At 59.4% G+C, this 22,304-nt stretch carries 20 protein-coding genes, 1 other RNA gene and 1 pseudogene; 13 read left to right on the forward strand and 9 right to left on the reverse strand.

Annotation, left to right across the window (positions count from 1 at the left end):
* The first annotated feature begins 221 nt into the window (after nt 1-221).
* The 3 genes from epd to fbaA all read left to right on the forward strand — a co-directional run bounded on the left by epd (nt 222) and on the right by fbaA (nt 3,668).
* Nucleotides 222-1,238, forward strand: coding sequence for an erythrose-4-phosphate dehydrogenase (gene epd / locus ACJ8M3_RS20870; RefSeq protein WP_004931582.1), 1,017 nt, complete (start codon nt 222-224; stop codon nt 1,236-1,238).
* 70 nt (nt 1,239-1,308) lie between these two features.
* Nucleotides 1,309-2,472 carry a phosphoglycerate kinase gene (gene pgk / locus ACJ8M3_RS20875; RefSeq protein WP_046687768.1) on the forward strand — a complete coding sequence of 388 codons (1,164 nt, stop codon included), beginning with the start codon at nt 1,309-1,311 and terminating at the stop codon, nt 2,470-2,472.
* 116 nt (nt 2,473-2,588) lie between these two features.
* On the forward strand, nt 2,589-3,668 hold the full coding sequence (gene fbaA, locus ACJ8M3_RS20880; protein ID WP_025304179.1) for a class II fructose-bisphosphate aldolase: 1,080 nt from the start codon (nt 2,589-2,591) through the stop codon (nt 3,666-3,668).
* Nucleotides 3,669-3,886: 218 nt separating this feature from the next.
* Here the strand turns inward: fbaA and ACJ8M3_RS20885 are convergent, their stop codons facing one another.
* Entirely contained in the window at nt 3,887-4,555 is a 669-nt protein-coding gene (locus tag ACJ8M3_RS20885) for a DUF1345 domain-containing protein (RefSeq protein WP_046687767.1), read from the reverse strand.
* 204 nt (nt 4,556-4,759) lie between these two features.
* On the opposite strand from ACJ8M3_RS20885, the gene mscS reads away from it, so the two are divergent.
* Entirely contained in the window at nt 4,760-5,626 is an 867-nt protein-coding gene (gene mscS, locus ACJ8M3_RS20890; RefSeq protein WP_015378992.1) for a small-conductance mechanosensitive channel MscS, read from the forward strand.
* A gap of 82 nt (nt 5,627-5,708) precedes the next feature.
* On the opposite strand, the gene ACJ8M3_RS20895 is transcribed toward mscS, so the two are convergent.
* From ACJ8M3_RS20895 to ACJ8M3_RS20905, 3 genes are all read right to left on the reverse strand, one after another.
* Nucleotides 5,709-7,058, reverse strand: a complete 1,350-nt coding sequence (locus ACJ8M3_RS20895; RefSeq protein ID WP_060660275.1) for an MFS transporter — start codon at nt 7,056-7,058, stop codon at nt 5,709-5,711.
* Nucleotides 7,059-7,245: 187 nt separating this feature from the next.
* Nucleotides 7,246-8,277: a methionine synthase gene (locus tag ACJ8M3_RS20900; protein WP_033644741.1), complete on the reverse strand. Its 1,032-nt coding sequence runs from the start codon at nt 8,275-8,277 to the stop codon at nt 7,246-7,248.
* Between the two features lie 25 nt (nt 8,278-8,302).
* Nucleotides 8,303-9,280: a DUF1852 domain-containing protein gene (locus ACJ8M3_RS20905; RefSeq protein WP_089197407.1), complete on the reverse strand. Its 978-nt coding sequence runs from the start codon at nt 9,278-9,280 to the stop codon at nt 8,303-8,305.
* Between the two features lie 377 nt (nt 9,281-9,657).
* On the opposite strand from ACJ8M3_RS20905, the pseudogene ACJ8M3_RS20910 reads away from it, so the two are divergent.
* Nucleotides 9,658-10,066, forward strand: a pseudogene (locus ACJ8M3_RS20910) (DUF2058 family protein); the annotation flags it as partial.
* A 76-nt stretch (nt 10,067-10,142) separates the two neighbouring features.
* Here ACJ8M3_RS20910 and ACJ8M3_RS20915 read toward each other — a convergent pair.
* Nucleotides 10,143-10,841 carry an RluA family pseudouridine synthase gene (locus ACJ8M3_RS20915; RefSeq protein ID WP_442514728.1) on the reverse strand — a complete coding sequence of 233 codons (699 nt, stop codon included), beginning with the start codon at nt 10,839-10,841 and terminating at the stop codon, nt 10,143-10,145.
* Between the two features lie 214 nt (nt 10,842-11,055).
* Here ACJ8M3_RS20915 and argO point away from each other — a divergent pair, with 214 nt between their 5' ends.
* Together argO and ACJ8M3_RS20925 are read left to right on the forward strand one after the other, a co-directional pair.
* A complete protein-coding gene (argO, locus tag ACJ8M3_RS20920; protein WP_004931603.1) occupies nt 11,056-11,673 on the forward strand; it encodes an arginine exporter ArgO in 618 nt (205 codons plus the stop codon).
* A 121-nt stretch (nt 11,674-11,794) separates the two neighbouring features.
* The gene (locus ACJ8M3_RS20925) at nt 11,795-12,526 is read left to right on the forward strand and encodes an oxidative stress defense protein (RefSeq protein ID WP_031300626.1); all 732 of its coding nucleotides are present in this window, start codon (nt 11,795-11,797) and stop codon (nt 12,524-12,526) included.
* A gap of 48 nt (nt 12,527-12,574) precedes the next feature.
* Here the strand turns inward: ACJ8M3_RS20925 and ACJ8M3_RS20930 are convergent, their stop codons facing one another.
* Nucleotides 12,575-13,468: a LysR family transcriptional regulator ArgP gene (locus ACJ8M3_RS20930; protein ID WP_004931613.1), complete on the reverse strand. Its 894-nt coding sequence runs from the start codon at nt 13,466-13,468 to the stop codon at nt 12,575-12,577.
* Between the two features lie 204 nt (nt 13,469-13,672).
* Between ACJ8M3_RS20930 and rpiA the strand changes: the two genes are divergently transcribed.
* Nucleotides 13,673-14,329, forward strand: a complete 657-nt coding sequence (gene rpiA, locus ACJ8M3_RS20935) for a ribose-5-phosphate isomerase RpiA (RefSeq protein ID WP_033644746.1) — start codon at nt 13,673-13,675, stop codon at nt 14,327-14,329.
* 292 nt (nt 14,330-14,621) lie between these two features.
* On the forward strand, nt 14,622-15,860 hold the full coding sequence (gene serA, locus ACJ8M3_RS20940; protein WP_025304156.1) for a phosphoglycerate dehydrogenase: 1,239 nt from the start codon (nt 14,622-14,624) through the stop codon (nt 15,858-15,860).
* Nucleotides 15,861-15,908: 48 nt separating this feature from the next.
* Here the strand turns inward: serA and ACJ8M3_RS20945 are convergent, their stop codons facing one another.
* The 3 genes from ACJ8M3_RS20945 to zapA all read right to left on the reverse strand — a co-directional run bounded on the left by ACJ8M3_RS20945 (nt 15,909) and on the right by zapA (nt 17,122).
* On the reverse strand, nt 15,909-16,517 hold the full coding sequence (locus ACJ8M3_RS20945; RefSeq protein WP_060660278.1) for a 5-formyltetrahydrofolate cyclo-ligase: 609 nt from the start codon (nt 16,515-16,517) through the stop codon (nt 15,909-15,911).
* A 51-nt stretch (nt 16,518-16,568) separates the two neighbouring features.
* Nucleotides 16,569-16,751, reverse strand: a non-coding RNA gene (gene ssrS, locus ACJ8M3_RS20950) — 6S RNA.
* A gap of 41 nt (nt 16,752-16,792) precedes the next feature.
* Nucleotides 16,793-17,122, reverse strand: a complete 330-nt coding sequence (zapA, locus tag ACJ8M3_RS20955) for a cell division protein ZapA (RefSeq protein WP_004931621.1) — start codon at nt 17,120-17,122, stop codon at nt 16,793-16,795.
* A gap of 319 nt (nt 17,123-17,441) precedes the next feature.
* On the opposite strand from zapA, the gene ACJ8M3_RS20960 reads away from it, so the two are divergent.
* The 4 genes from ACJ8M3_RS20960 (at nt 17,442) to ubiI (ending at nt 21,853) form a co-directional block, all read left to right on the forward strand.
* A complete protein-coding gene (locus ACJ8M3_RS20960; RefSeq protein ID WP_004931622.1) occupies nt 17,442-18,020 on the forward strand; it encodes a YecA/YgfB family protein in 579 nt (192 codons plus the stop codon).
* A gap of 55 nt (nt 18,021-18,075) precedes the next feature.
* Complete coding sequence (gene pepP, locus ACJ8M3_RS20965) at nt 18,076-19,392, forward strand: Xaa-Pro aminopeptidase (RefSeq protein ID WP_033652182.1); 1,317 nt, start codon at nt 18,076-18,078, stop codon at nt 19,390-19,392.
* Nucleotide 19,393: 1 nt separating this feature from the next.
* A complete protein-coding gene (ubiH, locus tag ACJ8M3_RS20970; RefSeq protein WP_047573764.1) occupies nt 19,394-20,572 on the forward strand; it encodes a 2-octaprenyl-6-methoxyphenyl hydroxylase in 1,179 nt (392 codons plus the stop codon).
* A gap of 78 nt (nt 20,573-20,650) precedes the next feature.
* Nucleotides 20,651-21,853, forward strand: coding sequence for an FAD-dependent 2-octaprenylphenol hydroxylase (ubiI, locus tag ACJ8M3_RS20975; protein ID WP_089197405.1), 1,203 nt, complete (start codon nt 20,651-20,653; stop codon nt 21,851-21,853).
* Nucleotides 21,854-22,304: the final 451 nt, after the last annotated feature.

Below are 22,304 nucleotides of genomic sequence, written 5' to 3' on the forward strand. Positions count from 1 at the left end.
GGTTTATGCTCAGCTGAAGCGTTTCAGTTGAAGCACTCTTCGACAGAAATGCCGATGTGACGGCGGTGAAAAACCGCTGAAGCGCGGGAATAATGCAAACTCGGCGATTCACAGCGGGCGGTACGATCCACTACTCTATGCGGGTTAGTGAGACAACCAGTCAGCGCCGGGCGGCGCCGGTGAGTCAACCCGGCGTGGACGGCCCTTTTTTCAGGAGCAGCATGACCATCCGCATAGCGATAAACGGCTTTGGCCGCATCGGCCGCAGCGTATTGCGCGCACTGTACGAATCGGGCCGACGGGCGGAAATCTCCGTGGTGGCGATCAATGAGCTGGCGAACGCCGAAGGCATGGCCCATCTGCTGAAGTACGACTCCAGCCATGGCCGCTTCGCCTGGGATGTGCGGCAAGAGTGCGACACGCTGAGCGTCGGAGACGACGCGATTCGCCTGTTGCACCAACCGGCGGTGGAGCAGTTGCCCTGGGGCGAACTGGGCGTCGACGTGGTGCTGGACTGCAGCGGCGTGTACGGCAGCCGGGCGGATGGCGAGGCCCATCTGGCGGCGGGGGCGAAGAAAGTGCTGTTCGCCCATCCGGGCGGCAACGATCTGGACGCCACCATCGTGTTCGGCGTCAACCATCAGACGCTGCTGGCGGAACATCGCATCGTGTCCAACGCCTCGTGCACCACCAACTGCATTATTCCGGTGATCAAGCTGCTGGACGACGCCTACAGCATCGAGTCCGGCACCGTGACCACCATTCACTCGGCGATGAACGATCAGCCGGTGATCGACGCGTATCACGCGGATTTGCGGCGCACCCGCGCGGCGAGCCAGTCGATCATTCCGGTCGATACCAAGCTGGCCGCGGGCATCACCCGCATCTTCCCGCAGTTTTGCGATCGCTTCGAGGCTATCTCGGTGCGCGTGCCGACCATCAACGTGACGGCTATCGATCTTAGCGTCAGCGTGAGCGCCGCAGTGAAGGTGGCGGAGGTCAACCAGCTGTTGCAAAAGGCCGCACGGGAATCATTTCGTGGTATAGTTGACTACACGGAATTACCATTGGTCTCGATCGATTTTAACCATGACCCGCACAGCGCTATCGTCGACGGTACGCAGACCCGGGTCAGCGGGCAGCACCTGATAAAGACCTTGGTCTGGTGCGACAATGAATGGGGCTTTGCCAATCGGATGTTGGATACAACACGGGCAATGGCCGCCAGCGGTTTCTAGTACGGCGGCGCCGGCGTGATTGGCGCGCTGCTCAGGCAATTTTATAGAGATTCAATAAAGAGGGTTCACCATGTCTGTAATTAAGATGACCGATCTGGATCTGGCGGGTAAACGCGTACTGATCCGCTCCGATCTGAACGTGCCGGTAAAAGACGGTAAAGTGACTTCCGACGCGCGTATCCGCGCTTCCCTGCCGACTATCGAAGCTGCGCTGAAGCAAGGCGCCCGCGTGATGGTAACCTCCCACCTGGGTCGTCCTACCGAAGGCGAGTACAACGAAGAATTCTCCCTGCTGCCTGTGGTCAACTACCTGAAAGATCAACTGAAATCCCCAGTGCGTCTGGCGAAGGATTATCTGGATGGCGTCGACGTCGCCGAAGGTGAACTGGTGGTGCTGGAAAACGTCCGTTTCAACAAGGGCGAGAAGAAAGACGACGAAACCCTGTCCAAGAAATACGCGGCGCTGTGCGACGTGTACGTGATGGACGCGTTCGGCACCGCGCACCGCGCGCAGGCTTCCACCCACGGCGTGGGCAAGTTCGCGCCTGTCGCCTGTGCCGGCCCGCTGCTGTCCGCCGAGCTGGAAGCGCTGGGCAAAGCCCTGGGTAACCCGGCCCGTCCGATGGTCGCCATCGTGGGCGGTTCTAAAGTCTCCACCAAACTGACCGTGCTGGATTCCCTGTCCAAAATCGCCGATCAGCTGATCGTCGGCGGCGGCATTGCCAACACCTTCGTGGCGGCGCAGGGCAACAACGTGGGCCAGTCCCTGTACGAACCGGATCTGATCCCGAACGCGCAGAAACTGCTGGAAACCTGCGACATTCCGGTGCCGACCGACGTGCGCGTGGCGACCGAGTTCTCTGAGACCGCGACCGCGACCGTGAAGCAGGCCAACGAGATCCAGGACAACGAGCAAATTCTGGATATGGGCGACGTCTCTGCCGAGCGTCTGGCCGTTATCCTGAAGAACGCCAAAACCATTCTGTGGAATGGCCCGGTTGGCGTATTCGAGTTCCCTAACTTCCGTAAGGGCACCGAAATTGTCGCCCGCGCGATCGCCGATAGCGACGCTTTCTCTATCGCTGGCGGCGGCGACACTCTGGCAGCCATCGATCTGTTCGGTATCGCTGACAAAATCTCCTACATCTCCACCGGCGGTGGCGCATTCCTGGAATTCGTTGAAGGGAAACCGCTGCCTGCAGTCGTGATGCTGGAAGAGCGCGCTAAGCAGTAATTCAGACAACGGGAGGCGAAAGCCGCCCGTTTGTTTTATACCGCGCGGCAAATGCTGCGCGGCGTGAAAACATCGATTTACATCCATCTACGGCCGACGAAACAGGACAAAGTAACATGTCTAAAATTTTTGATTTCGTAAAACCGGGTGTCATCACGGGTGATGACGTTCAGAAAGTCTTCGCAGTTGCTAAAGAGAACAACTTTGCGCTGCCAGCGGTAAACTGCGTGGGTACCGACTCCATCAACGCAGTGCTGGAAGCCGCGGCTAAAGTGCGCGCGCCGGTCATCGTTCAGTTCTCCAACGGCGGCGCCGCATTCATCGCCGGCAAAGGCGTGAAGACCGATGTGCCTCAGGGCGCAGCGATTCTGGGCGCTATCTCCGGCGCACACCACGTTCACCAGATGGCTGAACACTACGGCGTGCCGGTGATCCTGCACACCGACCACTGCGCGAAGAAACTGCTGCCATGGCTGGACGGCCTGCTGGACGCCGGCGAGAAACACTTCGCCGCTACCGGCAAACCGCTGTTCTCTTCCCACATGATCGATCTGTCTGAAGAGTCTCTGGAAGAAAACATCGAGATCTGCAGCGCCTACCTGAAGCGCATGGCCAAAATCGGCATGACGCTGGAAATCGAACTGGGCTGCACCGGCGGTGAAGAAGATGGCGTGGACAACAGCCATATGGACGCTTCCGCTCTGTACACCCAGCCGGAAGACGTGGCTTACGCGTACGAAAAACTGAACGCCATCAGCCCGCGCTTCACCATCGCTGCATCGTTCGGTAACGTGCACGGCGTGTACAAGCCAGGCAACGTTAAGCTGACTCCAACCATCCTGCGCGATTCTCAGGATTACGTGTCCAAGAAATTCAACCTGCCGCACAACAGCCTGAACTTCGTGTTCCACGGCGGTTCCGGTTCTACCGATGCAGAGATCAAAGAGTCTGTGGGTTACGGTGTGATCAAGATGAACATCGACACCGACACCCAATGGGCGACCTGGGACGGCATCCTGCAGTACTACAAAGCGAACGAAGCTTACCTGCAGGGCCAGCTGGGCAACCCGAAAGGCGCCGATCAGCCTAACAAGAAATACTACGATCCACGCGTATGGCTGCGCGCAGCGCAAACCAGCATGGTGACGCGTCTGGAGCAGGCCTTCAAAGATCTGAACGCGGTAGACGTTCTGTAATCTTCGGCACCTGTTGCATGATGTACAAGGCTCCCTGCGGGGAGCCTTTTTGTTTATGGCAAGCCTGATGCGTGGCTTGGCTTGCCGTAGGCAAAATATAAAAAATAAGGAAAATCAATTTATTGATTTTCGACTGATGATCACAAAGGAGGAAAAACCACGTTTTTTCCTCCTTTGTTTGCAATTTAAAGGCTCCCTGCGGGGAGCCTTTTTCGTTTTCAGCCCAACAGGCCGGCGCCGACGTTGATGGACAGGCCCAGGATCAGCATGTTGAACGCGAAGGAGATCACCGACTGCAGAAGGGTGATCTTGCGCACCTCTGCCGCGCCGACCGCCACATCGGCGGTTTGCGACGCGACCGCGATGGTGAAGGAGAAGTAGGCGAAATCCAGATAGGTGGGATCGGCGAGATTGCCGGGGAACAGCAGCGGCAAAGGATCCTGCTGTGCGCCCTGGCGATAAAACTGATGAGCATAGTGCATGGTGAAGGCGGTCGGCAGAAGCAGCCAGGAGACCGCCAGCGTGGCGCCGGTCAGGAGCAAATGCAGCGTTTTCAGAGAGCCGACCACCTGTTTGGCGCTGCTCAATTCAAACAGGATCGCCAGTAAGCTGACCAGGCAGCCGAGGCTGACTAACGCCAGCACCATGCTGGCGCTTTCGTCCTGCCGCCGGGCGATTTGGCGAATGTGCTGCGGCGTGCTGACCAGCATCAGCCGCCAGAGAAACAGCAGGTAGAGCCAGGCCAGCGTATTCCAGCCGATCATCAAGCGTTGCAGCAGCGAGAGCTGGGCGGGCAGCAGCAGAAAGCACAGCAGCCCGGCGCCGACGGAAAACAGCAGCCTGGGCCGCACTTGCCAATAGTGTTTGAGCGAAGAGCGAATGTGCATGAAGAACGGATCCCTTGTCGTGAAATGGCCAACGCGCTGTTCTCAGCATAGAAGAAGCGGCGGGCGGTTTCGGCTATTTTTAATGCTGATGGTTGGCATGAGCCTTTAATGTTGGTTACCCTTAGGCGTGGTTTCCTACTGGCCGCCGAGGCCAGTGTATTTTTGCGAGTTTCTCCCGTTAGGGACTGAGTTAGGACGACACGAATGAAAGATTTGAATGTAGTAGACGGCATCAACGGTGCCGGCGACTGGTTGGTGAAGAATCAGGATCTGTTGATCCAGTACGCGGTGAATATCGTCGCCGCCATCGTTATCCTGATCATCGGTTCGATTGTGGCCCGCGTGGTCGGCAATGCGCTGAACCGCGTGATGAAGCTGCGCGGCATCGACGCCACGGTGGCCGACTTCCTGTCAGCGATCGTGCGTTACGGCGTGCTGGCGTTCACCTTCATCGCCGTGCTGGGGCGCGTCGGCGTGCAGACAACCTCGGTGATCGCGGTGCTGGGTGCCGCCGGTTTGGCCGTCGGCCTGGCGCTGCAAGGCTCGCTGTCCAACTTCGCCGCCGGCGTGCTGCTGGTGATCTTCCGTCCGCTGCGCGTGGGTGAATATGTCGATCTGGGCGGCGTGGCCGGTACCGTCGATCAGGTGCAGATTTTCTCCACCACCCTGCGCACCGCCGACAACAAAACCATCGTGGTGCCGAACGGTAAAATCATCGCCGGCAACATCATCAACTACTCCCGCGAACCGAACCGCCGCGTGGATATCGTGGTGGGCGTGGCCTACAACGCCGATATCGACGTGGTGAAGAAGGTGCTGGGCGACGTGATCGCCGCCGACAAACGCATCATGCACGCCAAAGGCGTGACCGTGCGTCTGAACGAGATGGCGCCGTCCTCGCTGAACTTCGTGACCCGTTCCTGGACCACCAATGCGGAATACTGGAACGTGTACTTCGATCTGATGGAAAACTTCAAGCGCGCGCTGGATGCCCACAACATCGGCATTCCGTTCCCGCAGATGGATGTGCACCTGTATCGCACCGAAGACGCTTCCGCCAAGGCGGAATAACACAGAAGGGGGCCTTGGCCCCCTTTTTTACTGTAGGCCGAGACGCTACCGATGGCGTCTCGGCCTTTTATTTTCCGCGAGGTCAGATGCCCGCAGCCGGTTCCGTGAGCGGCGTGCGGCGGCGCAGGCTGAGGCGATAGAGCAGGAAGATGGCGGCGGCGCCCAGCAGCGCCGGCAGCGCCAGCCAGAGGAAGAACACTTCCGTCGAGCCGGCGGCGGCCATCATCCAGGCGCCGAGCATCGAGCCGACAATTGAGCCGAAGCGGCCATTGGCCATGGCCCAGCTGACGCCGGTGACGCGGGCTGCGGTCGGATAAAGGGTGGCGGAGACCAGGTTCAGGCCGTTTTGCGCGCCGGCCACGCCGAAGCCGATAAGGAACACGACGGCGGCCAGCGTGTAGACGTCGCCCATCAGATACCCGGTCGCGCCAATTACCAGTGCGGCGCCCAGGTAGGAGACGGCCAGTACGCGGTATGGCCCGATCCGATCCATCAGCAGCGCCATCAGGATGGCGCCCAGGGTGCCGCCGAGCGGCACCATCGCGCCGATGCGCGAGGCGTGGGCGATATCGTAACCGGCGTCTTTGAGCAGGGTCGGCAGCCAGCTGGTGAGCAGGTAGAACACGAACAGCGAACAGAAGAACGCCACCCACAGCAGCAGGGTGCGTACGGCGCGGCCTTCGATAAACAGGTGTGATATCGGCGACCTGGCCTGCGCCGGGCGCTCGTCATCGACGATGGTTATCCCCGTCCAACGCTGGCCGGTGATGCGTTCGACCACCCGGCGCAGCCGATCGGCATGTTTGGCGCTGGCGGCCATAAAGCGTACTGATTCGGGCATCTGCCAGGCCAACAACGGCAGCAGCGCCAACGGCGCGATGCCACCGACCAGCAGCAGGCCGCGCCAGCCGAACGCCGGGATGATCTGCCCGGCCAGCAGGCCGCCCAGGGCTAACCCAGCGGTAAAGCCGCTCCAGCTCAAGGTGACCATCAGCATGCGGCGGCGCGCCGGTGAGTACTCCGAGCTGAGGGTGATGCAGGTCGGTATCGCGCCTCCGAGGCCAATGCCGGTGATGAAGCGCAGCAGGGTCAGGGATTCGATCGAATGCGTATAGGCCGAAGCCAGAGTACAGCCGCCAAACACCAGCACCGCGACGAGCAGCACGCGTTTGCGGCCAATGGCGTCGGCGATCGGCCCGAACAGCAGGCTGCCGATCAGCAGGCCGAACAGCCCCGCGCCGAAGGCGGGGGAGAGCTGAGCGGGCAGCAGATCCCACTCTTCGCGCAGCGCCGGCGCGATATAGCCGATGATGGCGGTATCGAAACCGTCCAGAAGGGCAATGAGGAAACACAGGGTCAGGATCAGGATTTGGTAGGGGGAGATCCTGGCGCGATCGATGATTTCGCTGATGCGAGCGGTATTTGGGCTCATGGTTATTCCACTGTTATTCGGCTTGTGTGGGCTGGCTGAGGGCTGTTCAGGCCAGGCCTGAACCAAAACCGCTGTGGCTGGCATCGCGTAGAAATCCGAGTATACACCAGAGCGGGGGCGTTGCGGGGAGGGGGAATTGCTGATAATCGCCCGCCGCAGGAGGTGTCTGTGGCGGGCGCAGGCAAGGTTATTTGGCTAACAGCTCTCGGCGCACGATCTCGGCGCCTGCGCTTAACGCATTCAGCTTGCCGCGGGCGACCTGACGGGGCAGGGGGGCCATGCCGCAGTTGGTCGACGGATAGAGCTTGTCGGCATCGACAAACTGCAGCGCTTTGCGCAGCGTGTCGGCCACTTCCTCCGGCGTCTCAACGGCATGATTCGCTACGTCGATGGCGCCGACCATCACCTTTTTGCCGCGGATCAGTTCAAGCAGATCCATGGGCACGTGCGAGTTATGGCACTCCAGCGAGATGATATCGATGTTAGACGTTTGCAGTTTCGGAAACGCCTCTTCATATTGTCGCCATTCCGAGCCCAGCGTCTTTTTCCAGTCGGTATTGGCTTTAATCCCATATCCATAGCAGATATGTACGGCGGTTTCACACTTAAGCCCTTCAATGGCTCTTTCCAGGGCGGCGATGCCCCAGTCATTCACCTCGTCAAAGAACACATTAAATGCGGGCTCATCAAACTGAATAATGTCGACGCCTGCGGCCTCGAGCTCTTTGGCTTCCTGATTGAGGATCTTCGCGAACTCCCAGGCTAATTTCTCGCGGCTTTTATAGTGGTTGTCATAGAGCGTGTCGATCATGGTCATCGGCCCCGGCAGGGCCCATTTAATCGGCTGTGTGGTCAGCTGGCGTAAAAATTTGGCGTCTTCAACGAAAACGGGTTTTTGACGCGAGACCGCCCCCACGACCGTCGGCACGCTCGCCTCATAGCGATTGCGGATTTTAACCACTTCGCGTTTTTCGAAATCGACGCCGCTGAGATGCTCGATAAACGTCGTGACGAAGTGCTGACGGGTTTGTTCGCCATCGCTGACGATATCGATGCCGGCCTGTTGTTGCTCTGCCAGTGACAAACGCAGAGCGTCCTGTTTCCCTTCGATGAGTTCTTCATTCTGCAATTTCCAGGGCGACCACAGGGTTTCCGGTTGGGCCAGCCAGACCGGTTTGGGCAAGCTGCCGGCGGTCGATGTGGGGAGCAATATTTTCATGATAGGTGACCTGTATTTAAGTGAATCAAAGCGCGTAGTGAGCAGACCATTGCTCAAGAATAGGCTTGTAGGGTTTGATAAATTGCTCTTCCGTAAATTTCCCCTGCTCAATCGCTAACTGGCTACGCTCTTCGCGATCGTAAACAATCTTGGTTAATGAATGATCCTGGTTATTCAGGCTTGGCTGATAGCATTGCCCCGCCGCCGAATTGGCATTGTAAATTTCAGGCCGATAGATTTTCTGGAAGGTCTCCATCGTGCTGATGGTGCCGATCAGTTCCAGATCGGTGTAATCGCTCAGCAAATCCCCAGGGAAATAAAACGCCAGGGGCGCAACGCTATTTTTCGGCATGAAATAGCGCACCTGCAGGCCCATTTTTTTAAAATACCGGTCGGTCAATGAAGCGCCGTCTTGCCGATACTCGTCGCCCAAGACCGGGTGTTGATTGCCCGTCCGATGGTAGGTGTCTTTGCTGGATACGCTGAGGCAGATCACCGGCGGTTTGCTGAAATTTTCATGGTATTCGTTTGAATTGACGAAGTGCTTAAAGATATTGCCGTGCAAATCGCCGAAATCATCCGGAATGGTAAATTCCGCCGCGTTTTTATTGTGCGCCGGCAGCAAGACGCTAAAGTCGTAATCGCGCACGTAAGACGAGAAATTGTTCCCGACGATGCCCTCGATACGCTTTTGCGTTTTTTTATCGATGATGTTGGTTTTCAGGATTTCGATAACCGGAAAGCTGGCGCCCTGATCTTCGATGCACATCTCAACCGAGATGATTTCCAGCTCGACAGAGTAGCGATCGGCCTTGGGGTTATCCCAATAGGCTAATGCATTAAAGCGATTGTCGATCATCACCAACGTGTTGCGCAGGTTCTCCCGGCGGTTTTTCCCTCTGGCCAAATTAGCAAAGTTGGTGGTGATACGCGTATTTTCAGAAGGGTTATAATCTTCGTCGAAAGAACTGCTCTTAATCGTAAAGGTAAAGTCTGTATTCATCGTCTTATAGCATCCTGTTATATGATATGAAGGCCGGATTTATCCATTTTTTTTCAATGGCTTGTTTTTCTATTTTTTTATTCAGCCGATTTCATATTGTCTGTCGTTAATGAGGTCTATTTTTGCCAGAGTCCCGGAGGGAGTGAAAGAGACTTAATTTCATTACCACATGAGCGGTATTCATGATCGGGCGTTCGGGCCGTTTTACCGCCGTTGCTCTGCGGCGAAAACCGCCGGTGGGTTGGGCCGGCAACCTGGTGCAGCCTGAAAAATTACGGGTATAATCCCTCCATGATCCCACGGCTTCAGACACGAACATGACAAAACTCACCTTACAAGAGCAGATGCTCAAAGCGGGCTTGGTAACCAGCAAGAAAATGGCCAAAGTCCAAAGAACGGCTAAAAAATCACGCGTTCAGGCCCGCGAGGCCAGAGAGGCGGTGGAAGAGAATAAAAAGGCGCAGCTTGAGCGCGATAAGCAGCTGAACGAGCAGCAAAAGCAAGCCGCGCTGTCCAAAGAATACAAGGCGCAGGTGAAGCAGCTGATCGAGATGAATCGCATCGTGCTGGCGAAAGGCGATATCGGTTTTAACTTTACCGACGGCAACCTGATCAAAAAAATCCTGGTGGATAAGGCGACGCAGACCCAACTGATCAATGGCCGCCTCGCCATTGCCCGCTTGGTGGTCGAGAACCGGGAAGAGTGTGAATACGCGATTATCCCAGCGAGCGTCGCCGATAAAATCGCGCAGCGCGATGCGGGCAGCATTGTGTTGCACAGCGCTGAGTCAGGAAGAGCAGGATGAAGACGATCCGTACGCCGACTTTAAAGTGCCTGACGATTTGATGTGGTAAGCCGCGTTCAGAACGGCGCGGCGTGACGAGCGGTTATCCGCTCTCCGCGGATGGGGTGCACAAAGTCCAGTTCGCTGGCGTGCAGCATCAGCCGCGGCGTCTGCTCGGCACCCGGCAGCAGGCGCCCGCCATACAGATCGCAGCCTAAAATAGGATGGCCCAATTGCCGGCTGTGAATACGCAGCTGGTGGGTGCGCCCGGTCTCCGGAATGAGCTGTACCCGCGTCAGCGGCAGCGAGATCCCGCCTTCCATTTCACGATAAAAACGCTCGACGACCCGATAGCGGGAGCGAGCGGGCTTGCCGTGAAGGGCGCAAATCGACATCAGCGGGAACAGCGCCGGATCGTTGGCGATCGCCGCGTCTATTACCCCTTTGTCATCCGCCACATGGCCGCAGAGCAGCGCGCTGTAGACTTTACCGACGGTGCGCTCGCTGAACTGCCGGCAGAGCGCGGCATTGACGGCCTTATTGCGGGCTACCACCATCAACCCGGACGTGCCGAAATCCAGGCGGTGTGCCAGCGTGCAGCCGGGGAAGATCTGCACCAGCCGATAGTGCACCGAGTCGAGATTTTGCGGATTTTTGCCCGAAAGGCTGAGCAACCCGGCGGGTTTATTGATCAGCGCCAGATGATCGTCCTGATAGAGGATCTCTATCTGGTCATGACAGGGCGGGGCGATGAAGGTATCGGTAATCGTAGACATCGGTCGGCCGGCTGGAGGGAGGAGGGGCGGATGATAGCGAATTTTTCGCCGATGGGCGAATCTGGCGGCGCTGGCCTGGCGCCCACAGGGTATTAGCATCTCTGATACTTGATTAGAAACATCAATTTCACCTAATGATCGCTTCCTCGTATGATGCGCGTGTTGACCGATACGCGCCCACGTCCGGCGCCTTTTATCATTCGAGGAATTTCCCATGCTAGCCGTCTTCCTGCAGGGCTTTGCCCTGAGCGCCGCCATGATCCTGCCGCTGGGCCCGCAGAACGTATTCGTGATGAATCAGGGCATTCGCCGTCAGTATCATCTGATGATCGCCTCATTGTGCGCGCTGAGCGATATCGTGCTGATCTGCGCCGGTATTTTCGGCGGCAGCGCGTTGCTGACCCGCTCGCCGCTGCTGCTGGCGTTGGTGACCTGGGGCGGGGTGGCGTTTCTGCTGTGGTACGGCTGGGGCGCGTTCCGTTCCGCCTTCAGCCCGCAACCGGCGCAGGCCGCGGCGCAGGAGCTGGCGCAGAGCCGCTGGCGCATCGTGGTCACCATGCTGGCGGTCACCTGGCTGAATCCGCACGTCTATCTGGATACCTTCGTGGTGCTCGGCAGCCTGGGCGGACAGCTGACGGCGGACGTGCGTTCCTGGTTCGCGCTTGGCGCGGTCAGCGCGTCGGCGGTGTGGTTCTTTGGTCTGGCGCTGCTGGCCTCCTGGCTGGCGCCGTGGCTGAACACCCAGCGGGCGCAGCGCATCATCAATGCGCTGGTCGGTCTGGTGATGTGGGGCATCGCGCTGCAGCTGGCCTGGCAGGGGGCAAATTTATAAGAATTTGTCACTAATCCGAATTCAAAACGCCGTGCGATATGCTACGTTTGATGCCAGGAAACCGGCGGTTCTCGCAGGGAAAAGCCGGCGATCAGAGACAGCCTGTCATTAAGGAGACACTGTGAAGCTAAAAGCATTGGCTATGGCCGCAATGGTCGGATTAGGGACGCTACCGATGGCGCTGCAGGCGGCTGAATTGCCTGAAGGGCCGCACGTCGTCACCTCCGGCACCGCCAGCGTGGACGCCACGCCGGATATCGCCACTCTGGCGATCGAAGTGAGCGTTTCCTCCAAAGACGCCGCCCAGGCGAAGAAGCAGGTGGACGAGCGCGTGGCGCAGTACTTTGATTTCCTGCAGAAAAACAACATCGAGAAGAAAGACATCAGCGCCGCCAACCTGCGCACCCAGCCGGAATACGATTACCTGAAAACCGGCGAGTCGGTGCTGAAGGGCTACCGGGCGGTGCGCCAGGTGCAGGTTACCCTGCGCCAGTTGGACAAGCTGAACGAGCTGCTGGACGGCGCGCTGAAATCCGGCCTGAACGAGATCCGCGCGGTGGAGCTGGGCGTCGCCAAGCCGGACGTGTATCGCGAGCAGGCGCGGCAAAAAGCGATCGAGAACGCGACTCAGCAGGCCGAATCCCTGGCCAAGGGCTTCCACGCCAAGCTGGGGCCGGTGTACAGCATTCGCTACCGGGTCGCCAACTACCAGCCGATGCCGGTGGCGCGGATGTATAAGGCGGCCGGCGCGGCGGCGGAAAACGACGCGGCGCAAACCTATGAACAGCAAAGCATTCACTTCGACGATCAGGTGGATGTGGTGTTCGAGCTGCAGCGCAACGCCGCGCAGTAAGGGTGTTGTCATGAAGAAAAGGTTCGCTGCGGCGAACCTTTTTTCGTTTTAATCCTGGCGCAGCACCTGGTGACCGTGCTCCAGCAACGCGTCGGTCACTTTACGCATCATGCGGCTCTCCGGCGCGAAGCGGTGCCAGTACAGCATGCGGCGCTGGTACAGCCCCGGCGTCAAATCGATCAGTTCGCCGGATGCCAGCTCCTTTTCGATCTGCAGATGCGGGATCATACAGCAGGTGGTGCCCTGACGGGCCAGCTGCACGAAGGCTTCCGATGAGTTCACGATATGGCAGGGCACGCTGCCCGGCGACAGATCGAAGTTCTGCTGCAGAAATGCCTGGTGCATGTCGTCGAGATGATCGAAGGCCACCGCCGGCGCTTTCAACAGCGCGGAGCGGGTGACGCCGTTCGGGAAATAGCGCTCGGCGAAGCCGCTGGAGGCCACGAACAGGTAGTCCAGCGCCCCCAGCCGATCCACCAGGCAGCTCGGCAGCGGCTGCGGCTGAATACTCACCGCGCCCACCACCTCACCGCGGCGCAGCCGCTCCTGGGTGCGGGTTTCATCTTCCACCTGCAGATTCAGACGAATGGGGGAGTCCGCCAGCACCGGCTTCAGCGCCGGCAGCAGCCAGGTCGCCAGACTGTCGGCGTTGACCGCCAGCGACAGCAGCAGCGGCGTATCGACGCCGGTGTCGTTGCCCAGCCACTCTTCTTCCAGCAGCTCCACCTGATGCAGCAGCGCCAGCAGCTTTTGCCCCTGTTCGGTCGGGCGCGGCGGCACGGTGCGGACCAGCAGCGGTTGGCCGAACAGGTTTTCCAGCTGTTTGATGCGTTGGGATACCGCCGATTGCGTGATGCAGAGTTTTTGCGCGGCGCGCTCGAAGCCGCGCTCACGGATCACCGCGTCCAGCGCTTGCAGCGTACGATAGTCTGGGCGTTTCATCGGAAAGATATCCCTTAAATTAGAATGATACCGGCACTATGCCACATTTTGCGTGCGGCGCAGGTGGAAAAATCACGCCCCCAGCTCGCCGCCAAGCGGGTAAAAATGCGGGCTGCGGTAAATAAGTGTGATCCTGCCGGCGTGAAAAACAGCGTTTTACCCTATAATACGCACACGTTTTCGTACAGAGGCAAGGGACATATTATGACGCAGGATGAACTGAAAAAAGCGGTGGGCTGGGCGGCGCTGGAATACGTGACGCCGGGCACCATCGTCGGGGTGGGCACCGGCTCTACCGCCGCCCACTTTATTGACGCGCTGGGCTCCATCAAGCACCAGATTGAAGGCGCGGTGTCCAGCTCAGACGCCTCCACCGCCAAGCTGAAAAGCCTCGGCATCCATGTGTTCGACAGCAACGAAGTGGACTCGCTCGATATCTACGTGGACGGCGCGGACGAAATCAACGGCCACATGCAGATGATCAAAGGCGGCGGCGCGGCGCTGACGCGCGAGAAGATCATCGCCGCCATCGCCAAGAAATTCATCTGCATCGTTGACGCCAGCAAGCAGGTGGACGTGCTGGGCAAATTCCCGCTGCCGGTGGAAGTGATCCCGATGGCCCGCTCCTATGTGGCGCGCGAGCTGGTGAAACTGGGCGGCCTGCCGGAGTATCGCCAGAACGTAGTGACCGACAACGGCAACGTGATCCTCGATGTGCATAACCTGAACATCACCGACGCCATCGCGCTGGAGAACAAGATCAACGGCATCGCCGGCGTGGTGACCGTGGGGCTGTTCGCCAACCGCGGCGCGGACGTGGCGCTGGTCGGCACCCCGGAAGGCGTGAAAGTGGTCAAATAAGCCTCTGCGGCCTGTGGCCCGGCTGTGCCGGGCCGCATATTTCTTCGGTTAAAACATCTTTTCTAAAAAGCGGCAAATTTGGTGACTTATGTCACATTGTGAAAACTGACTCCCCAAAGCTTCTGCCGAAAACTTTCCCTATGGCATTTTCTGCCGTAAACCGCCATCAACGCTGCGCCTTGTCCTGCCGGGCAGGCAATCGTTTGTATTGCCGCCTGCGTTATTTTTGTTATGTTGGATGGGAGCTGTGTCGTCACAGCCGCTTCTGAAGTCTGAACATAGGGTCGGGTAAATGGCAAAAGTATCATTGGAGAAAGACAGGATTAAATTCCTGTTGGTGGAAGGGGTTCATCAGAGCACGGTCGATAATTTGCGTGCCGCCGGTTATACCAACATCGAATACCACAAGGGTGCGTTAGACACCGAATCGCTGAAGGCCTCCATCCGCGATGCGCACTTCGTCGGCATCCGATCGCGCACGCATCTGACCGAAGAGGTGTTCGCCGCCGCAGAAAAACTGGTGGCGGTGGGCTGCTTCTGCATCGGCACCAACCAGGTTGACCTGAAAGCGGCGACCAAACGCGGCATTCCGGTCTTCAACGCCCCGTTCTCCAATACCCGATCCGTGGCCGAAATGGTGCTGGGCGAGCTGTTGTTGATGCTGCGCGGCATTCCGGCCGCCAACGCCAAGGCGCACCGCGGCGTATGGCACAAACTGGCCGTGGGCTCCTATGAAGCGCGCGGCAAAAAACTGGGCATCATCGGCTACGGCCATATCGGCACCCAGCTGGGCATTCTGGCCGAAGGGCTGGGCATGAAGGTGTTCTTCTACGATATCGAGAACAAGCTGCCGTTGGGCAACGCGCAACAGGTGCGTCATCTGTCCGATCTGCTCAATATGAGCGACGTGGTGACGCTGCACGTGCCGGAAACGCTGGCGACCAAGAATATGATGGGGGCGGAAGAGCTGGCGCTGATGAAACCGGGCGCTATTCTGATCAACGCCTCGCGCGGCACCGTGGTGGATATCCCCGCGCTGTGCGACGCGCTGGCCAGCAATCACCTGGCGGGGGCGGCGATCGACGTCTTCCCGGAAGAACCGGCGACCAACAGCGATCCGTTCAACTCGCCGCTGTGTGAGTTCGATAACGTGCTGCTGACGCCGCACATCGGCGGTTCCACTCAGGAAGCGCAGGAAAACATCGGCGACGAAGTGGCCGGCAAGCTGGCGAAATATTCCGATAACGGTTCGACCCTGTCGGCGGTCAACTTCCCGGAAGTGTCGTTGCCGGCGCATGGCCCGAACGCCAGCCGTCTGCTGCACATCCATGAAAACCGTCCGGGCGTGCTGACGCAGATTAACCAGATCTTCGCCGAAGAGGGGGTTAACATCGCCGCGCAGTATCTGCAAACCGGGCCGGAAATTGGCTATGTGGTGATCGACATCGAAGCGGAAACCGCGCGCGCCGACGCCGCGCTGCAGCGCATGAAGGCCATCGACGGCACCATTCGCGCCCGTCTGCTGTTCTGATTCGGCGGCTCGCCGCAACGAAAAAGGCCGGAGCGATCCGGCCTTTTGCTATTTGGGTTCGTGCCACGCCCAGCTGCAGAGCGGGGTGAGGATTTCCGGCAGCGGGATATCCCAGTGCTCGGTCGGCAGGCGCTCCACCTGCTGGCAATCATGGGCCAGACCGATGGGATAGGGGCCGCCGCTGCGCCAGTTTTGCAGGGTGCGATCGTAGAAACCGCCCCCCATGCCCAAACGCTGCCCGGTATGATCGAATGCCACCAACGGCGTCAGCACGACGTCAAGTTCGCCCAGCGGCAACACCTGGCGCACATCGAGGCGGGGCTCGAGAATATTGAAGCGATTGCGTACCAGCGGCGTTTCCGGCGCATAGCGCAGGAACAGCAGGTGACCCGGGCTGAACGGGTGCAGCACCGGCAGGTAAACCCGTTTGCCGAGCGTCCACAGACGCTCGATCAGCGGCCCGGTATCGAGTTCGCCGTCAAACGACAGGAAGACCGCGATGTTGTGCGCCGCTTGAATGCGCGCGTGTGCGGTGAGGCGTTCGGTTATCTTTTCTGCGGCAAAGCGTTGCTGCTCGGGTGTAAGCTCGCGCCGACGTTGGCGAATGAGTTGACGAATGGCTTGGCGCTGCTGCGCGAATTGGGATTGAAAAGACATCGTATCAGGCTTGCTCAGTGTGGCGTTCAGCACACAAAACCGCTGAGAAGGGGAATCTCCGAGATGCCGTCGCAGGCTGTAACCCTTGAACCCATGGTTCAAGGTGAACGTGCCGTCGCAATCTTAAGGCTTCTCGGCGCACCGAGCGTGCTCACCGATCGCGGAGCAACACATTCTGTTTGTACTAAATATCGGCTCAGGGGACTGGCCCGCTGGCGAACATCTCAGAGAAATTTTGTACTCGTTGCCGAAAACTTGGCTTTCAACAACTTAAGTTATTCGAATTGTGCATCCTGACGTTCAGAGATGCGACCTTGTTCAAGCAGCGCTTGTTCAATGGTCTGCTGCAGCATCCGTATGCGTTGTTCCATATTGGACGCATAGTCACGGGTTTTCAACCGTTCTTGAGCAAGTTCGTGACAGACGTTCAATGCCGCGATGAAAACCAGTTGCTCAGTATTGGAGACTCTAGTGCGAACTTTAAGATCTTGCAACCGTTGGTTAAGATCGTCCGCCGCCATATTCAACGCATCTTGTTGTTCTGGCGGGCAATTGACTCTTAACGAGCGGCCAAAAATTTGAATATCTACCGGTTGTGCAGACATGCCACCTTCCTGCCTAAATTTCGCGCCAGCCTTGTCCGCCCGGGCCGGGCCGTCAAAGCGGGCGCCACTATATATACCTCGGTACCAAGATACAACCCCTTTTTCAGTACCTGGTTGTAATCTACTGTGGCGGACATTGCCAGTCAAAAAAGGGTTTCAAAATGCGTATTTACCGCACTTTCGTCACCCGCCGGCGCAGTGTGAAACCTGCCACATCGCGATTATAACTAGCCACTGAGGTGTCGCGCTTATCTGGTATAGCGACGGACCTTGGTGGTAGCATAACACGAACTTATCCTGCCAACGATGACGAATGCGCATGTCTATACAGAATACATTTCCAAGTTACCAATCTTTGACCGTGGCCCTCAACCAGCAGTCGGTGGCGCTGACCGCGGCAGAAATGCACGGCCTGATCAGCGGCCTGCTGTGCGGCGGCAGCCGTGACGCCGGCTGGCAGGCGCTGGTGCACGATCTGACCAACGAAGGCGTCGCCTTCCCGCAGGCGCTCAGCCAACCGTTGCAGCAGCTGTATGAAGCGACGCGTGACACGCTGGAAGATGACGAATTCCTGTTCCAACTGATGCTGCCTGAAGGGGAGATCGTCAGCGTGTTCGATCGCGCCGACGCGCTGGCCGGTTGGGTCAACCACTTCCTGCTCGGGCTGGGCATGATGCAGCCGAAGCTGGCTCAGGTGAAAGACGAAGTCGGTGAAGCGATTGACGATCTGCGCAATATCGCGCAGCTGGGCTACGACGAAGACGAAGATCAGGAAGAATTGGAACAGTCGTTGGAAGAAGTGGCGGAGTATGTGCGGGTCGCCGCCATCATGTGCCACGGCGAATTCACCCGTCACAAACCGACGGCGCCGGAAAATATCAAACCGACGCTGCACTAAACGTTCTATCGCCTCTCCGCCGGCGGTGCGGATGGCATGATTTCAGGAGAAGGTAATGACTCAGCAGGAATTCAACAACCGCCGCCAGGCGCTGTTGGCGAAAATGGCGCCGGCCAGTGCGGCGGTTATTTTCTCTGCGCCGGAAACGACGCGCAGTGCAGATTCAGACTATCCCTACCGGCAGAACAGCGATTTTTGGTACCTGACCGGCTTCAATGAGCCGGAAGCGGTGCTGGTGCTGATTAAAAGCGATGAAACGCACAACCACAGCGTGTTGTTCAACCGGGTGCGCGATTTGACGGCGGAAATCTGGTTTGGCCGCCGCCTGGGGCAAGACGCCGCACCGGCAAAGCTGGGCGTGGATCGCGCGCTGCCGTTCGATGAAATCAATGACCAACTGCACCTGCTGCTCAACGGCCTGGACGTGGTCTACCACGCGCAGGGCGAATACGCCTATGCCGATCAGATCCTGTTCAGCGCGCTGGACAAGCTGCGCAAGGGGTTCCGCCAGAACCTGCAGGCGCCGGCCACCGTTACCGACTGGCGGCCGTGGCTGCACGACATGCGGCTGTTCAAGTCGCCGGAAGAGCTGGCGGTGATGCGCCGCGCCGGTGAGATCAGCGCGCTGGCGCACACCCGCGCGATGGAAAAATGCCGTCCGGGCATGTTCGAATACCAGCTGGAAGCGGAAATTCATCATGAGTTCACCCGCCTCGGCGCCCGTTACCCGTCTTACAACACCATCGTCGGCAGCGGCGAAAACGGCTGTATCCTGCACTACACCGAGAACGAGAGCCAGATGCGCGACGGCGATCTGGTGTTGATCGACGCGGGCTGCGAGTACCAGGGATACGCCGGCGACATCACCCGCACCTTCCCGGTCAACGGCAAGTTCAGCCGGCCGCAGCGCGCGGTGTACGACATTGTGCTGGCGTCGCTGCAGCGCGCTTTGGAACTGTTCAAACCCGGCACCAGCATTCGCGAAGTCAATGACGAAGTGGTGCGCATCATGGTGGTCGGGCTGGTGGAGCTGGGCGTATTGAAAGGTGAAGTCGACCTGCTGATCGCCGAGCAGGCGCACCGTCAGTTCTTCATGCACGGGCTGAGCCACTGGCTGGGTCTCGACGTGCACGACGTTGGCCACTACGGCACGCCGAGCCGCGATCGGCTGCTGGAGCCGGGCATGGTGCTGACCGTGGAGCCGGGGCTGTACATCGCGCCGGATGCGGACGTGCCGGCGGAGTACCGCGGCATCGGCATCCGCATCGAGGACGATATCGTGATCACCGCCGACGGCAATGAAAACCTGACCGCCACCGTGGTGAAAGACGCCGATGCCATCGAGGCTTTGATGGCGGCGGCAAGGTCGTAGCATGAGCGTTATTATCGTTGGCGGGGGTATGGCGGGCGCGACGTTGGCGCTGGCCATTTCGTCGCTCACTCAGGGAAGAATGGCGGTGGATCTGGTCGAGGCGACCCGGCCGGACGACCGCAGCCATCCGGGCTTTGACGCCCGCGCCATCGCACTGGCGCAGGGCACCTGCCAACAGCTGGCGCGCATCGGCGTTTGGCCGGCGCTGCGCGATTGCGCTACGCCGATCACTCAGGTGCACGTCAGCGATCGCGGGCACGCCGGGTTTGTGAATCTGCAGGCGCAAGATTATCAGGTCGATGCGCTCGGCCAGGTGATCGAACTGCACGACGCCGGGCAGCGGTTGTTCGCGCTGCTGGCCAAGGCCCCCGGCGTTACGCTGCACTGCCCGGCGCGGGTGGTGGACGTGATTCGCACCGCAGAGCGGGCGGAAGTGCTGCTGGACAACGGCCAGCGTCTGCGCGGGCAATTGCTGGTGGCGGCCGACGGCTCGCGCTCTGCGCTGGCGCAAGCCTGCAATATGCAGTGGCGGCAGGAGGACTATCCGCAGTTCGCCACCATCGCCAACGTCACCACGGCGGAAGATCCGCAGGGGCGCGCCTTTGAGCGCTTTACCCGCTATGGGCCTCTGGCGCTGTTGCCGATGTCGCAGGGGCGCAGTTCACTGGTATGGTGCCATGCGCGCGAAGATCGCGCCCAGGTGGATGCCTGGGACGACGAGCGGTTTATCGCCGAGCTGCAACAGGCCTTCGGCTGGCGGCTGGGGCGCATCCTCAAAGCCGGTAAACGGCACAGTTACCCACTCGGTCTGCTGACCGCCGATCGCCATGTCAGCCACCGGCTGGCGCTGGTGGGCAACGCGGCGCAAACGCTGCATCCTATCGCCGGGCAGGGGTTCAACCTTGGCCTGCGCGACGTGATGTCGCTGGCGGAAACGCTGGCGGAAGCGGCAGACAGCGGCGAAGACGCCGGCGGTTACGCACTGCTGAGCCGTTATCAGCAGCGGCGGCAAAACGATCAGCGGGCGACGATCGGCGTGACCGATGGGTTGATTCATCTGTTCGCCAACCGTTATGGCCCGCTGGTGATCGGCCGCAATCTGGGGCTGATGGCGATGGAACGTTTGCCGGCGATACGCGATGCCTTCGCCAAGCGTACGCTGGGCTGGGTGGAACGTTAGAGACATGGTCGGGCGCTTTAACGCGCCCAAAGCGCGGCGCGGCAAGGCGTCGCGCGTTATTTAAGGAAATCGAGCAGCATGCAATCATTTGACGTGATTATCGCCGGTGGCGGTATGGTGGGGTTGGCGTTGGCCTGCGGCCTGCAGGGCAGCGGGCTGCGCGTGGCGGTGCTGGAGCAGCGCCAGCCGGAGATGGCGCCGCCGTCGGAACAGCCGGCCCTGCGCGTCTCCGCCATCAATGCCGCCAGCGAGCGGTTGCTGCAGCACATCGGCGTGTGGGACGACATTCTCCAGCTGCGCGCCAGCGCCTATAACGCGATGGAAGTGTGGGATCGCGACAGCTTCGGCAGAATCGCCTTCCGCGGCGACGAGTGCGGCTTCAGCCATCTCGGCCACATCATCGAAAATTCGGTGATCCAGCAGGCGCTGTGGAAACGCGCCGAAAGCCTGTCGGACATCACGCTGATTACCCCGGCCGCGCTCAAGCAGGTGGCGTGGGGCGAGAACGACGCCTTCGTCACGCTGGAGGACGGCCGCATGCTGACCGCCCGGTTGGTGATTGGCGCCGACGGCGCCCAGTCGTGGCTGCGCCAGCATGCCGATATCCCGCTCACCTTCTGGGATTACCGCCACCACGCGCTGGTGGCCACCGTTCGCACCGAAGAATCGCATCAGGCGACGGCGCGGCAAATTTTCCACGGCGACGGCATTCTGGCGTTCCTGCCGTTCAGCGATCCGTATTTGAGCTCTATCGTCTGGTCGGTGACGCCGGAAGAAGCCGAAAGGCTCAAACGGCTGGAACCGGCGCAGTTCAACCGCGAACTGGCGATGACCTTCGACATGCGCCTGGGGGCTTGCAGCCTGGAAAGCGAACGGCTGGCGTTCCCGTTGACCGGCCGCTATGCGCGCAGCTTCGCAGCGCACCGCCTGGCGCTGGTGGGCGATGCGGCGCATACCGTGCATCCGTTGGCCGGCCAGGGCGTTAACCTGGGCTTCATGGACGCCGCCGAGCTGATTTCCGAACTGCGCCGCCTGCAGCGGCAGGGCAAGGATATCGGCCAGCACCTCTATTTGCGCCGTTATGAGCGCCGCCGCAAACATGGCGCGGCGGTAATGCTGGCCAGCATGCAGGGTTTCCGCGAACTGTTCGACGGCAATCACCCGGCCAAAAAGCTGTTGCGCGACGTGGGCCTGCGGCTGGCAGACAGCCTGCCGGGCGTCAAACCGAAGCTGGTGCGTCAGGCGATGGGCCTGAACGATCTGCCCGAGTGGCTTGCCTGATCCCTTCCTTCTGCGGGCCCGCACCGGGCTCGCGCTTCCCGCCTTATTCCATCGCTTTTCCTTATATAACCCTTCATTTGAAATAATCTAATTTCAGCCGCTTTTTATCATTACTTTTTCTAATTCCATGTTCGGTTATCAAAAGTCCGGATCCCATGTGAGGCCATAGGTTTGTTATATAAGTTCGGTGTTTTGCCGCTTTAATTGTTAATTTTGTGCCTTAAGGCGCATTTTTCCAGTGAAAAACTCTGCACACTAGCCCGGCGTTTTACCGCCCCGGAACGGCGATGAGCCTATTTTAACTTATGGTTAATGTGGTCGTTCGGTGATAAGTTCGAGGGAAAGGTATCGTTTGCGTCACGGCGGTTGCACGCAGTTTCCGCCCGTCCCGGCGCAGCATTTGTGTTGAGCAGTCAGTGCGCCATGGCGATCGGGCCGCGAGCCAGGCTCC

Origin of the sequence: Serratia sp. CY55921, from assembly GCF_052167655.1 — a bacterium.
Classification (GTDB): Bacteria; Pseudomonadota; Gammaproteobacteria; order Enterobacterales; family Enterobacteriaceae; genus Serratia; species Serratia ureilytica.